This window comes from Ralstonia sp. RRA, from assembly GCF_037023145.1.
Taxonomy (GTDB): Bacteria; Pseudomonadota; Gammaproteobacteria; order Burkholderiales; family Burkholderiaceae; genus Ralstonia.
Genome location: NZ_CP146091.1, coordinates 1,154,819 through 1,168,288 on the forward strand (window position 1 = coordinate 1,154,819; position 13,470 = coordinate 1,168,288).

The 13,470-nt window shown below is 63.9% G+C and carries 15 protein-coding genes; 14 read left to right on the top strand and 1 reads right to left on the bottom strand.

The annotated features are described in order from the left end of the window. Positions 1-12 precede the first annotated feature (12 nt). The 14 genes from urtA (at position 13) to V6657_RS05640 (ending at position 12,754) form a co-directional block, all read left to right on the top strand. Positions 13-1,275 carry an urea ABC transporter substrate-binding protein gene (gene urtA / locus V6657_RS05575; protein ID WP_048932791.1) on the top strand — a complete coding sequence of 421 codons (1,263 nt, stop codon included), beginning with the start codon at positions 13-15 and terminating at the stop codon, positions 1,273-1,275. A 108-nt stretch (positions 1,276-1,383) separates the two neighbouring features. Beyond that, positions 1,384-3,015, top strand: coding sequence for an urea ABC transporter permease subunit UrtB (gene urtB / locus V6657_RS05580; RefSeq protein WP_048932892.1), 1,632 nt, complete (start codon positions 1,384-1,386; stop codon positions 3,013-3,015). 1 nt (position 3,016) lies between these two features. Next, positions 3,017-4,201 carry an urea ABC transporter permease subunit UrtC gene (gene urtC, locus V6657_RS05585; RefSeq protein WP_048932790.1) on the top strand — a complete coding sequence of 395 codons (1,185 nt, stop codon included), beginning with the start codon at positions 3,017-3,019 and terminating at the stop codon, positions 4,199-4,201. After that, positions 4,198-5,049 (top strand): urea ABC transporter ATP-binding protein UrtD, encoded by an 852-nt coding sequence (urtD, locus tag V6657_RS05590; protein WP_048932789.1) that lies wholly within the window; start codon positions 4,198-4,200, stop codon positions 5,047-5,049. Before urtC ends, urtD begins: the two co-directional genes overlap by 4 nt. Position 5,050: 1 nt before the next feature. Continuing rightward, positions 5,051-5,743 (top strand): urea ABC transporter ATP-binding subunit UrtE, encoded by a 693-nt coding sequence (urtE, locus tag V6657_RS05595; protein WP_048932788.1) that lies wholly within the window; start codon positions 5,051-5,053, stop codon positions 5,741-5,743. A gap of 90 nt (positions 5,744-5,833) precedes the next feature. After that, on the top strand, positions 5,834-6,721 hold the full coding sequence (locus tag V6657_RS05600; protein ID WP_048932787.1) for an urease accessory protein UreD: 888 nt from the start codon (positions 5,834-5,836) through the stop codon (positions 6,719-6,721). 51 nt (positions 6,722-6,772) lie between these two features. Then, positions 6,773-7,075, top strand: coding sequence for an urease subunit gamma (ureA, locus tag V6657_RS05605; RefSeq protein ID WP_021194965.1), 303 nt, complete (start codon positions 6,773-6,775; stop codon positions 7,073-7,075). Between the two features lie 26 nt (positions 7,076-7,101). Next, positions 7,102-7,719: a HupE/UreJ family protein gene (locus V6657_RS05610; RefSeq protein ID WP_048932786.1), complete on the top strand. Its 618-nt coding sequence runs from the start codon at positions 7,102-7,104 to the stop codon at positions 7,717-7,719. A gap of 12 nt (positions 7,720-7,731) precedes the next feature. Further along, a complete protein-coding gene (locus V6657_RS05615) occupies positions 7,732-8,037 on the top strand; it encodes an urease subunit beta (RefSeq protein WP_048932785.1) in 306 nt (101 codons plus the stop codon). A 22-nt stretch (positions 8,038-8,059) separates the two neighbouring features. Continuing rightward, positions 8,060-9,778 carry an urease subunit alpha gene (ureC, locus tag V6657_RS05620; protein WP_048932784.1) on the top strand — a complete coding sequence of 573 codons (1,719 nt, stop codon included), beginning with the start codon at positions 8,060-8,062 and terminating at the stop codon, positions 9,776-9,778. A 637-nt stretch (positions 9,779-10,415) separates the two neighbouring features. After that, complete coding sequence (gene ureE, locus V6657_RS05625; RefSeq protein WP_048932783.1) at positions 10,416-11,054, top strand: urease accessory protein UreE; 639 nt, start codon at positions 10,416-10,418, stop codon at positions 11,052-11,054. Next, the gene (locus V6657_RS05630) at positions 11,047-11,736 is read left to right on the top strand and encodes an urease accessory UreF family protein (protein ID WP_048932891.1); all 690 of its coding nucleotides are present in this window, start codon (positions 11,047-11,049) and stop codon (positions 11,734-11,736) included. The genes ureE and V6657_RS05630 overlap by 8 nt, the downstream gene beginning before the upstream one ends. Before the next feature lie 5 nt (positions 11,737-11,741). After that, positions 11,742-12,374 carry an urease accessory protein UreG gene (gene ureG / locus V6657_RS05635; protein WP_031329372.1) on the top strand — a complete coding sequence of 211 codons (633 nt, stop codon included), beginning with the start codon at positions 11,742-11,744 and terminating at the stop codon, positions 12,372-12,374. 77 nt (positions 12,375-12,451) lie between these two features. Then, positions 12,452-12,754: a hypothetical protein gene (locus tag V6657_RS05640; RefSeq protein ID WP_048932782.1), complete on the top strand. Its 303-nt coding sequence runs from the start codon at positions 12,452-12,454 to the stop codon at positions 12,752-12,754. A gap of 16 nt (positions 12,755-12,770) precedes the next feature. Here V6657_RS05640 and V6657_RS05645 read toward each other — a convergent pair whose 3' ends face one another. Continuing rightward, entirely contained in the window at positions 12,771-13,430 is a 660-nt protein-coding gene (locus tag V6657_RS05645; RefSeq protein WP_048932781.1) for an isoprenylcysteine carboxylmethyltransferase family protein, read from the bottom strand. Positions 13,431-13,470: the final 40 nt, after the last annotated feature.

Genomic DNA, 13,470 nt, shown 5'->3' on the forward strand with positions numbered 1-13,470 from the left:
CAAGGAGCCGCAATGAAACGTCGTGCGCTGTTGAAGCTGTCAGCCGTTGGTGCTGCAGCACTGTTGTCCGTGTCGAATTTTGCGTTTGCTCAGGCAAAAGAGCCGATCAAGGTCGGCATCCTGCACTCGCTGTCGGGCACCATGGCCATCTCGGAAACGTCGCTGAAAGATGTGGCGCTGATGACCGTCGACGAGATCAACAAGAGCGGCGGCGTGCTCGGCCGCAAGCTGGAGCCGGTGGTGGTGGATCCGGCCTCGAACTGGCCGCTGTTTGCCGAGAAGGCGCGCGGCCTGCTGACGCAGGACAAGGTGGCTGTCACGTTTGGCTGCTGGACGTCGGTGTCGCGCAAGTCGGTGCTGCCGGTGTATGAGGAACTGAACGGCCTGCTGTTCTATCCGGTGCAGTACGAAGGCGAAGAGATGTCGAAGAACGTCTTCTACACCGGTGCGGCCCCGAACCAGCAAGCCATTCCGGCGGTGGAGTACCTGATGAGCAAGGAGGGCGGCGGCGCCAAGCGCTTCTTCCTGCTGGGTACCGACTATGTGTATCCGCGCACGACCAACAAGATCCTGCGCGCGTTCCTGCACAGCAAGGGTGTGAAGGACAGCGACATCGAAGAGGTCTACACGCCGTTCGGCCACTCGGATTACCAGACCATCGTTGCCAACATCAAGAAGTTCTCGCAGGGCGGCAAGACGGCAGTGATCTCCACCATCAACGGCGATTCGAACGTGCCGTTCTACAAGGAACTCGGCAACGCCGGCCTGAAGGCCAAGGACGTGCCGGTGGTGGCGTTCTCGGTGGGTGAGGAAGAACTGCGCGGCATCGACACCAAGCCGCTGGCCGGCCAGCTTGCCGCATGGAACTACTTCATGTCCGTCAAGAACCCCGTCAACGACGACTTCAAGAAGAAGTGGGCCGCATGGGTCAAGGCCAACAACCTGCCGGGCGGCGACAAGCGCGTCACCAACGACCCGATGGAAGCCACCTACGTCGGCATCATGATGTGGAAGCAAGCCGTCGAGAAGGCCGGCACCACCGACGTGGACAAGGTGCGCCAGGCGATGTACGGCCAGCAGTTCAAGGCGCCGTCGGGCTTTACGCTGGTGATGAACAACAACCATCACCTCAGCAAGCCTGTGATGATCGGCGAGGTGCGCGGCGATGGTCAGTTCAACGTCGTGTGGAAGACGCCAACGGTGATCCGCGCCAAGCCGTGGAGCCCGTACATTCCGGGCAACGAAGGCAAGCCTGACATGGTTGCAAGCAAGTGATGTGATCAGGCAGATCGGTTGCGCATGATGTTGTAGCCGGTCTTTCGAATGACGCTGTACGACGTGGCCCCTGCTCGGTATCTGCGGGGTGCCACGCATCGGATTGCCATGATGCGTTTGTCTCGCTGGTTGTCTCATTCTCTTGCCGCACTGCTGTGCGCGCTGTGCCTGGCCGCCGTGCCTGCTGCCGCTTCGTGGGCCGCAGGGCAACCGCTGACCCAGGCTGACCTCAAGCCCCTGGCCGAAGACGACTTCGATGCCAAGGTGAAGACGCTCAACGCATTGGCTGCCGCGCCTGCCGAACAGGCCGGCCCCATCCTGCAGGCGCTGCAGAACGATGCGCTGTTCTTCGCACCCGCCGCCGGCATGGTGCGCCAGGATGGTGAGCGCTATCTGGACGCGATCTCGGGCCAACCCGTCACCGTCAAGGCCGAAGACCTGCAATCCCTCACACTGAACAACGCGCTGCGCTCGCAAGTGGAAAGCGCGGCGAGCAGCTTTGTGCTGCAATCGCCGGACCGCGCTGTGCGTGCGCAGGCGGTGGATACGTTACTGGCGCATCCGGAGACGGCCTCGCGCCCGATCGTCGATGCCGCACGCAAGCATGAGACCGATGCCGCCTTGCGCGCCAAGCTCGATTTGCTGTGGGCCAACCTCGCGCTCGACGACGGCACGCATGCCGAAAAGCTCGAAGCGCTCAAGCTGCTGGCCAACGACACCGACCCGCAAACGCGCCAGCGCCTGCTGCCGCTGCTTGCCAAGGACAGCGGCGCCGATGACGAACTGCGCACCGCTGCACAACAGGCACTCGATAGCCTGTCTGCGCAACAACGCAAGACCGAACTGGTGGGCAACCTATTCGCAGGCCTCAGCCTGGGCTCGGTGCTGCTGCTGGCTGCCCTGGGGCTGGCCATCACCTACGGCCTGATCGGCGTCATCAACATGGCGCACGGCGAGTTTCTGATGATCGGCGCATATGCCACGTACGTGGTGCAAACGATTTTCCGCTCCCACTTCCCGAACGCGTTCGACTGGTATCTGCCTGCAGCATTGCCTGCAGCCTTTCTGGCGGCCGCAGTCGTCGGCTTTGCGCTGGAGCGGCTGGTGCTGCGCCACCTGTACGGCCGCCCGTTGGAAACGCTGCTCGCCACGTTCGGGATCAGCCTGCTGCTGATGCAGGCCGTACGCTCGATTTTCGGTGCACAGAACGTAGAGGTGGCCAACCCGAGCTGGATGAGCGGTGGTATCGCGCTGTATCCGGGGTTGATCCTGCCGTACAACCGGCTGGTGATCCTGGTGTTTGCGCTGGCGGTAGTGGCGATTGCGTGGGCGGTGCTCAACCGCACGCGTCTCGGCCTGTTCGTACGCGCCACGACGCAGAACCGCACGATGGCCGCCTGCGTGGGCGTGCGTACGTGGAAGGTCGACAGCTACGCCTTCGCCTTCGGTGCAGGCATTGCTGGGCTGGGCGGCTGCGCGCTTTCGCAAATCGGCAACGTCGGGCCGGACCTCGGCCAGAGCTACATCATCGATTCGTTCATGGCCGTGGTGCTGGGTGGGGTGGGGCAGTTGGCCGGCACCATCATCGGTGCGTTTGGGCTGGGGCTCATCAACAAGTTCATCGAGCCGTTCTACGGCGCGGTGCTGGCGAAGATCATCGTGCTGGTGCTGATCGTGCTGTTCATCCAGAAGCGTCCGCAGGGCCTGTTCGCCCTCAAGGGCCGCAGCGCGGAGGCCTGATATGACGACGACTCAATTCAAACTCGATATTCCGGCGCGCATGCCGTTGCTGTCGCGGCGCGGGTGGTCTGCGCTGGTGCTGGTGTCGCTCATCGTCTGCATCGGGGCGCCGGTGTGTGCACTGCTGGTGCCGGAGGGCAGCCCGCTGCATCTGTCGGCGTATGCGCTCACGTTGATCGGCAAGATCATGTGCTACGCGTTGGCTGCGCTGGCGCTCGACTTGGTGTGGGGCTACTGCGGCATTTTGAGCCTCGGCCACGGCGTGTTCTTCGCGCTGGGCGGCTATGCGATGGGCATGTACCTGATGCGCTCCATCGGCCGCGAAGGCGTGTACAAAAGCGACCTGCCGGATTTCATGGTCTTCCTCGACTGGAAGGAGTTGCCCTGGTTCTGGCACGGCACCGAGCACTTCGCGTGGGCCATGCTGCTGGTGATTCTGGTGCCCGGTGTGCTCGCGTGGCTGTTCGGCTTCTTCGCCTTCCGCTCGCGTGTGAAGGGCGTTTACCTGTCGATCATCACGCAAGCGATGACGTACGCGGCCATGCTGCTGTTCTTCCGCAACGAAACGGGCTTTGGCGGCAACAACGGCTTTACAGACTTCAAGCGCATTCTCGGCTTCCCGATCTCGGCATTGCCGACGCGCACGGTGCTGTTTGTCGCCACGTTCATCGCACTGGTGCTCGCCTTCATTGCCTGCCGGGCTATCGTCACCTCCAAGTTCGGCCGCGTCGTCACCGCCATCCGCGATGCCGAGGCGCGCGTGATGTTCTCCGGCTACAACCCGCTCGGCTACAAGCTGTTCGTGTGGACGTTCTCGGCGGTGTTGTGCGGGATTGCGGGCGCGCTGTACGTGCCGCAGGTCGGCATCATCAACCCGGGTGAGATGTCGCCGGGCAATTCGATCGAAATGGCGGTGTGGGTGGCTGTGGGCGGACGTGGCACGTTGATTGGCCCGATCATCGGCGCGTTCCTTGTCAACGGCGCCAAGACGTTGCTCACGGCGTGGGTGCCGGAGTACTGGCTGTTCGTGCTCGGTGCGATTTTTGTGCTGGTGACGCTGTATCTGCCGAACGGCGTGCTGGGGGTGTTGGGCAAGCTGCGTATGCAGAAGCGCGCGCCTGCACAAGGCAAGGCACCTGAAGCCAAGGCGGCCACTGCCGCACCGCCCGCCGGAGACCACGCATGAGCACTTTCACCGAACTCCCGGACCGCGCGGAGACCGGCACCGCCACTGGCATGGGCCACCTGGTCGAGCCGGACACGATTGACGTTTCGCACGGCGCCATCCTGTATCTCGAAGATGTGACGGTGCGCTTTGGCGGCTTTCGCGCGCTGAACGCGCTCACGCTGTCGATTGACCACGGCGAGCTGCGCTGCATCATCGGCCCCAACGGCGCCGGCAAGACCACGATGATGGACGTGATCACCGGCAAGACCGGGCCGCGCAACGCCGATGTGACGGGCCGCGTCTTCCTCGGCCAGAGCATCGACCTGCTGCGCCTGACCGAGCCGCGTATCGCGCAGATCGGCATCGGCCGCAAGTTCCAGAAGCCCACGGTGTTCGAGCAGCACACCGTGTGGGAAAACCTGGAGCTGGCGATGAAGGCTGACAAGCGCTGGTGGGTGTCGCTGCGCGCGCGCCTGCTGAACGACGGCCGCCAGCGCATCGAAGAAACGCTCGGCCGTATTCACCTGGAGGCGGAAGCGTATCGGCCCGCCGGGCTGCTCTCGCATGGCCAGAAGCAGCGGCTGGAGATCGGCATGTTGCTGATGCAACAGCCGCAACTGCTGCTGCTCGACGAGCCCGTCGCCGGCATGACGGATGAAGAGACGATGCAGCTTGCCACGCTGCTCAACGGCCTGCGCGGCTCATGCTCGATCATGGTGGTGGAGCACGACATAGAGTTCGTTGCCGCGCTGGCGGGGGAGACGGGGCGCGTGACCGTGCTGGCGGAAGGCAGCGTCCTGGCCGAAGGCACGCTCGATGCCGTCAAGCGTGACGAGCGCGTGATCGAATCCTACCTAGGGCGCTGACATGCTGACCATTGCTCAACTGAACCAGTTCTACGGCGGCAGCCACATCCTGCGCAATGTCAGCTTCGAGGTGCCGGCAGGCAAGCTGACCACGCTGCTCGGCCGCAACGGCGTCGGCAAGACGACGCTGCTCAAGTGCCTGATGGGCGTCGTTCCCACCGCCAGCGGCGCGATCGATTGGGAAGGGCATGCTATCCAGAAGCTGCCCGCGTACGAGCGTGTTTCGCAGGGCCTCGCCTATGTGCCGCAGGGCCGCGAGATCTTTCCGCGCCTGACGGTAGAAGAGAACCTGCTGATCGGGGCCGCCGCCAAGCGTGCGCCATCCAAGGTGCCCGATTCGATTTACGAGCTGTTCCCGGTGCTCAAGGAGATGAAGGGGCGGCGCGGGGGCGATCTCTCCGGCGGGCAGCAGCAGCAACTGGCCATCGGTCGCGCGTTGATGAGCGAGCCGCGCCTGCTGATCCTGGACGAGCCGACCGAGGGCATCCAGCCGTCGATCATTCAGGAGATTGGCCGCACACTGCGCCGGCTGGTGGATGAATTCGGCATGTCGGTGCTGCTGGTCGAGCAGTACTACGACTTCGCCCGCAGCATTGCCGATCGCTACGTCGTCATGAGCCGCGGCGAGGTGATCGCCCAGGGCGATGGCGCCAACATGGAAGCCGATGGCGTACGTGATCTGGTCGCTGTTTGACGCACAGGTGTCTTGCAGAAAAAGTCGAGTGCGAAACCTGCGGCATCTGGCTATGATGGGAAAAATCCGAGCTGCAGTGCAGCACCACTGATGCGCCATCCCGATTTTCCTGTTCCGCCGCAGACCGATTCTTTCGCGTCCTGGGAAGCCTCCCTGCGGCTGGCGTTTGCGCGCCGGGGGGGACGGACCGTGCTGGCCGAGTGCCGCCATCGTGGACCGCTGCGTGTGCAGAAGGCGTTGTACCCGGAAGGCGAGGGTGTGTGCCATGTGGTCATGCTGCACCCGCCAGCAGGTATTGCCGGCGGCGATGTGCTCGACATCGACGTCGAACTGGGCACCGATGCGCATGCCGTGCTGACCACGCCCGGCGCAACCAAGTGGTACAAGTCGCTCGGCCGTACGGCCACGCAGCGGGTTGCCATCCGTGCGGAAGCCGGGGCGCGGCTCGACTGGCTGCCGCAAGAGAACATCGTCTTCAACCAAGCGTGCCCGGTCATCGACCTGACGCTGGACTTGGCCCCTGGCGCCACCGCCATTGGCTGGGATACCACCATGCTCGGCCGTCACGCCGCCGGCGAGTCGTGGGCCGAAGGTCGCATCGCCATGCATACGGCATTGCGCTGCAACGGCCGGCCGCTGTGGATCGAGTCGGCCGCATTCGACGCGCAATCGCCCGTGTTGAACACGACGACGGGCATGGCGGGTTTCCATGTCGTCGGCACACTCTGGGCGGTAGGCGAGGGCGCCACCGAAGCCCTGGCCGAAGCGATGGCCGAACACCTGCCGTACAACGACACCCTGCGTGCTGGCGTGACGTGTCTCACTCAGGATGTGCCTGGATTGCCAAACGTTTTGCTGCTGCGCGTGCTCGCACAGCGGCCCGAAGATGCACGTGCGTTGCTGTCACAGACATGGCTGACGCTGCGCGAACCGATGCACGGCGTGGCGGGCCGTCCGCTGCGCTTGTGGGCGACGTAAGCCTGCTCGCCCGATTGAACTTCCAAAGAACCTCACCGAAGAGAGCCCCTCGTGGAACTGACCCCGCGCGAAAAAGACAAGCTGCTGATCTTCACCGCTGCCTTGCTGGCCGAGCGCCGCAAAGGCCGCGGCCTCAAGCTCAACTACCCGGAAGCCGTCGCCTTCATCAGCGCCGCGATCATGGAAGGTGCGCGCGATGGCCGCACGGTGGCCGAGTTGATGCACTACGGCACCACGTTGCTCTCACGTGAAGACGTGATGGACGGCGTGGCCGAGATGATTCCCGATATCCAAGTCGAAGCCACATTCCCGGACGGTACCAAGCTGGTTACCGTCCATCACCCGATTGTTTGAACGCCAATCACAGAACGAGTCCTGCCATGACGCACACCCTGTCTCGCTTCGTCCGGCCCACTGCGGCTATTGCGCTTACGCTGGGCGCTTCCATTGCCTTCGCGCACCCGGGGCATCCGGGCCATACCGCCGAGGGCAGCCTGCTCGCCGGTTTCCTGCATCCGTTGACCGGCGCCGACCACCTGCTGGCAATGGTGGCCGTGGGCGTGTGGAGTGCACTGGCCTCGCGTTCGGTTCGTGATGCGCTGTGGGCGCCGATTGCCTTCGTCTCGCTGATGGTCATCGGTGCACTGCTCGGCGCAGGCGGTGTGGCGTTGCCGATGGCCGAGCCGATGATCGCCGCATCGCTGCTGGTGTTCGGCCTGCTGATTGCCGCGCGCGCACAACTGCCGACATGGGGTGGCGCGCTCCTGTGCGGCGCGTTTGCACTGTTCCACGGCTATGCGCACGGCACGGAATTCCCGGCTGGCGCACAGGCCATGTTCCCGTACTTCGTTGGCGGCTTTGCCGTAGCGACGGCGCTGCTGCATACCGCCGGTATCGGCGCAGGGTTTGCGCTCAAGCCGCGCCTGGCTTGGCTGGCGCGTCTGTCGGGTGTGGGCGTGGCGCTGTACGGCGCGGGCCTGCTGGCTGCGGCCGTCTGAGCGAGGCACACCATGATCCCCGGTGAACTCCTGCCGCAAGACGGCGAACTCGAATTGAACGTGGGCCGGCCCACGCTGACGGTGACGGTGGCCAACACCGGTGACCGCCCCGTGCAGATCGGCTCGCACTACCACTTCTATGAAGTCAACGACGCGCTGCGCTTTGACCGCGATGCCACACGTGGCTACCGGCTGAACATCGCTGCTGGCACTGCCGTGCGCTTCGAGCCGGGGCAGGAACGCACGGTCGAACTCGTGGCGCTGGCTGGCGACCGCGTGGTCTACGGCTTTGCGGGCCGTGTGATGGGCAAGCTGTAAAGCTGACGCAGAAGGAACGGACATGACACTCAAGATCAACCGCCGCGCCTATGCGGAAATGTTCGGCCCCACCACAGGGGATCGCCTCCGCCTGGCCGACACCGACCTCATCGTCGAAGTCGAACGCGACTTCACCGTCTACGGCGAGGAAGTCAAATTCGGCGGCGGCAAGGTCATCCGCGACGGCATGGGCCAGAGCCAGCGCGAATCGAAGGACTGCGCCGACACCGTCATCACCAACGCGCTGATCATCGACCACTGGGGCATCGTCAAAGCCGACATCGGTTTGAAGAACGGCCGCATCGCAGCGATCGGCAAGGCAGGCAACCCGGACATCCAGCCCGGCGTGACCATCGTCATCGGGCCGGGCACCGAGATCATCGCGGGCGAGGGCATGATCGTCACCGCAGGCGGCGTCGACACGCACATCCACTTCATCTGCCCGCAGCAGATTGACGAAGCGCTCAACAGCGGTGTGACGACGATGATTGGCGGCGGTACAGGGCCGGCCACCGGCACCTACGCCACCACGTGCACATCCGGCCCGTGGTACATGCAGCGCATGCTGCAGGCCGCCGATGCCTACCCGATGAACATCGGCTTCCTGGGCAAGGGCAACGGCAGTCTGCCGGGTGCGCTGCGCGAGCAGGTCGACGCCGGCGCGATCGGCCTGAAGCTGCACGAAGACTGGGGCTCTACGCCCGCCGCCATCGACTGCTGCCTGGGCGTGGCCGAGGATACCGACACGCAGGTCGCCATCCACACCGATACGTTGAACGAATCGGGCTTTGTGGAGGCCACCGTTGCGGCGTTCAAGGGCCGCACGATCCACACGTATCACACCGAAGGCGCGGGCGGCGGGCATGCGCCCGACATCATCCGCGTGTGCGGCGAGTCGAACGTGCTGCCGTCGTCGACGAACCCAACGCGGCCGTTCACCGTCAACACGCTGGACGAGCACCTCGACATGCTGATGGTGTGTCATCACCTCGACGCGTCCATTGCCGAAGACATCGCCTTTGCCGAGAGCCGCATCCGCCGCGAAACGATCGCTGCCGAAGATATCCTGCACGACCTGGGCGCGTTCTCGATGATCTCCAGCGACTCGCAGGCCATGGGCCGCGTCGGCGAAGTCGTGCTGCGTACCTGGCAGACCGCGCACAAGATGAAGGTGCAGCGCGGCAAGCTGGCAGGGGACCCGAACGATGCGCGTGGTGGGCACGATAACTTCCGCGTGAAGCGCTACGTGGCGAAGTACACGATCAACCCGGCGCTCACGCACGGCATTGCGCACGAAGTCGGCTCCGTTGAAGTCGGCAAGTGGGCGGACTTGGTGCTGTGGAAGCCCGCGTTCTTTGGCGTGAAGCCCAGCTTGATCTTGAAGGGCGGCATGATTGCCTCGGCGGCGATGGGTGATGCCAATGCGTCGATCCCCACGCCGCAGCCTGTTCACTATCGGCCGATGTTTGGATCGGCAGGTGGGGCGCTGGGGCGCACGTCGTTGAGCTTCCTGTCGCAATCGGCTGCTGCTGCCGGTGTGGCGGAAAGCTATGGCCTTGCCAAGACCACGGCGGTGGTCAAGGGCACGCGCAGCGTTACCAAGGCGGACATGATTCATAACGACTGGCAGCCTGACATCAGCGTGGATCCGGAGACTTATCAGGTGGTAGCGGATGGGATGGTGCTGACTTGCGAGCCGGCTGAGGTGTTGCCGATGGCGCAGCGGTATTTTTTGTTTTAGGTTTGGGGGTGGGGCGCTGGTGGTCCATCCCCCTTTCGTACCCTGCCGGGCACGACTCACTTTTCTTTGTCTTGCCAAAGAAAAGTAAGCAAAAGAAAGGCGCGCCCGAGATGGCGACTTCCCCTTGAATTTTTGCAACCGGGCGGGGAAGGGGAAAACTCGCTGCGCTCAAACAGTTCCCCGTCTTTTTTCCGCCCGCTTACGAAAATTCAAGGCGCCATCTAGGGCAGGAACGTCAACGGCCAAACCGACGCGGAACATGCGTGAGTGCCAAGCTCGCGTGATGCGTGCATAGCAGTGCGTGTGCGCAATGCGAGCTTTGTAGCACGGGAGTTGATCTGCTATACGGAGTGGTGCACGAGCAGGAGATTGTTTGCTGTTCACTGCCCTAGATGGCGCCTTGAATTTCTGTTGCAGGGAGGAAAAAGAGGGGAGGCTTGTTTGAGCGAAGCGAGTTTGCCTCCCCTCCCTCCCTGCGACATAAATTCAAGGAGTGTTTCGCCATCTCGGGCGCGCCTTTCTTTGCTTACTTTCTTTGGCAAGACAAAGAAAGTGAGTCGCCCCCGGCAGGGGGTGAAATAGGGGATGCACCACCACGCTAAGCGGTCTCCAGTCGAATTCTGATTAAGTCCCAACCATGCTTTCCATCACCAAACACCTCCCCACGCCACACGGCCTGGCCTCCGTATTGGTCAAGCGCGCCCCCAAGCTGGTACTGCCGTTTCTGGAGCGCAGCCGCAGCCGCCTGCGCGCCACGCTCAACGATGGCCGCGAAGTGGCTGTCGTGCTGACGCGCGGCACTGTCATGCGCGGCGGCGATGTGCTGGTGGCCGAAGACGGCACGCTGGTGGAAGTGCAAGCCGCACCGGAGCAGGTATTGCGCGTGACCAGCGACAACCGCCTCGCCCTGATGCGCGCGGCCTACCACCTCGGCAATCGCCACACACCCGTGCAGGTCAGCGCCGACGCACTGCAGCTCGAAGCCGATCCAGTGCTCGAAGACATGCTGGTGCGCTTGGGCGTGACTGTTACGCATGTGGAAGCGCCGTTCGAGCCAGAGGCCGGTGCGTACGGTGGCGGCCATCGCCATGGCCACGACGCAACGTTCGAAGAGGACTACGCGGCCGCGCAGGCGCTGTACAACGAACACCATGGTCACGATCACGGCCACTCGCATGACCACGGGCACAGTCATGCCCATGGCCACGATCACGATCACAACCACGGTCATGTGCATGGTCCCGGCTGCGGCCATCACCACCATCACCATGACTAGCGTTGCCCAACTGACCGCGTTGCTGCATCTCGCATCTCCCGCATTGCCGGTGGGCGCGTTCAGCTATTCGCAGGGGCTGGAGGCGGCCGTGGATGTGCAGCATGTGAGCGACGAGGCATCCGCTGCAAAGTGGATTGCCGAAGGGCTCGACGTGCTTGCCGCGTGCGAGGCCCCGTTGTGGCTACTGCAATTTGCCGACTGGCAAGCCGGTCGCTTCGATGCCGTGGCCGAGCGCGATGCGTGGTTTCTTGCCACACGCGAAACGCGTGAGCTGCGGCTGGAAACCTCGCAGACGGGCTGGTCGCTCAATCGTCTGATCCAGCAGATGGAATGGGGCAACGATGCATTGCGCGCAGCGCTGTCGGCGCGTGCGTCGGTGACGTTTCCGACGGCATTTGCGGCGGCCGCTGCCGCACTGAACGTTGATCCGCACGACGGTGTGACAGCGTATTGCTTTGCGTGGGTCGAAAACCAGATGGCGGCGGCGGTGAAGGCCGTGCCGCTTGGGCAGGCGGCGGGGCAGCGCATTCTCTTTGGCCTGCATGCCGCGGTTGCAAACGCGGTGGAAGAAGCTACACGCCGCGCGGCGTGTCATCCGCCGGAACTGTCGACATTTTCGCCGGGGCTGGGTGTGTTGTCGGCCCGGCATGAGACCCAATACTCAAGACTCTTTCGTTCATGAACATCATGCGTACCAAGAAACTTCCAGCCCTGCGCGTTGGCGTGGGCGGCCCGGTGGGCTCCGGCAAGACCACGCTGCTTGAGATGCTCTGCAAGGCCATGCGCGAGCGCTACGATCTCGTGGCGATCACCAACGACATCTACACCAAGGAAGACCAGCGCCTGCTGACCATCTCCGGTGCATTGCCGGCGGAGCGCATCATGGGCGTGGAGACCGGCGGCTGTCCGCACACCGCCATCCGCGAAGATGCGTCGATCAACCTGGAGGCGGTGGACCGCATGCTCTCCAAGTTTCCCGATGCGGACGTGGTCTTCATTGAATCCGGCGGTGACAACCTGGCTGCCACGTTCAGCCCGGAGTTGTCGGACCTGACCATCTACGTGATCGACGTGGCGGGCGGGGAGAAGATTCCGCGCAAGGGCGGGCCGGGTATTACCAAGTCCGATCTGCTCATCATCAACAAGACGGATCTGGCACCGTACGTCGGCGCCAATCTGGAGGTGATGGAGAGCGACACGCGCAAGATGCGCGGCGACCGTCCCTTTGTGATGTGCAACCTGCGTGCGCAGGGCGGGCTGGATGAGGTCATCCGCTTCATCGAGCGGCAGGGCATGCTGAGCGCTTCTGCCTCGGCCTGATGCGGCCGGCACTTGCTTGGAGCGTGACTGGTCAAACCGGCAGGGACGTGACGAGCCGTGTGCCGTGGAGGTGCGTGATGAGGACGCTGCATAGGGTGATGCTGATGCTGGCGGCGCTGGGCGTTGCCGCATGCGCGCCAGCCATCGTCGGGCCGTACTACACGATGGATGTGCGATTGGCCGATGGAAAGCCGGTGCGCTGTGCTGTGAATCAGCCGGTGCACCTGCCTGCCCCGCCACCTGCGCCCTTGAGCACCCGTGAGCGCAACGAAGCCGAAGTGCTGGCCACGCAACCGTTGCGGTTGCAAAGCGGGCCTCGTGCACCCTATCCGACGGTGTACACGGCGCCCGACGTCCAGTGTTTTGCGTTGTCGAGCTGAGACTGGCGCATCCGCGTCAATACAACCCGGGAATCAGGCGCCAGGTTCGGGCGCGGTACGCGTCGTACTCCGCGCCGAATTGCGATTGCAGCAGGGCTTCCTCCGCGCGCATGCGTGCAACCAGCGGGGGAATCAGCAGCAGCGTCAGCACCACGCCGGCCAGTGCCCGGAACCCCAGCCCCCAGCCCAGCGTACTCACGAGCAACCCCAGGTAGCTTGGGTTGCGCACGTATTGGTAGATCCCGCCGGTCACCAGCGTATGGCCTGGCTGGATCGCCACCAGCCCGCTGAACCGGTTGCCGAGCACGTGCACCGGCCATAGTCGCAGCGCGCCGCCGGCAGCGTAGAGCACGACGCCGAGCCACCGCACGGCATCCCCGTCGATGCACCACAGGTTGAGCCGATCGGTATACGCCGGCAGCCAGGCACTGACGATGCCGATCAGGCCGAACACCGGCAGCACCCAGCGGTTGGATCGATCTTCGCGTTCGCCGGAACTGAGGTTGCCGCCAGCGAACAGCGCGGCAATGGTCAACGCGATGGTCACCACCACCAATGCCACACGCGCGGGATGCGCCAGCAGCGGACCAATGCCGCCCCAGCCCCACGCGGCCAGCGCGAGGTAGCCGAGTACCGAAATCACCGCTCCAACGCCAAGCTTGGCCGATGCCGCCATGAGTGCCTCAAGAGAATCCGAATGCGCCCAGTGTAGGCCT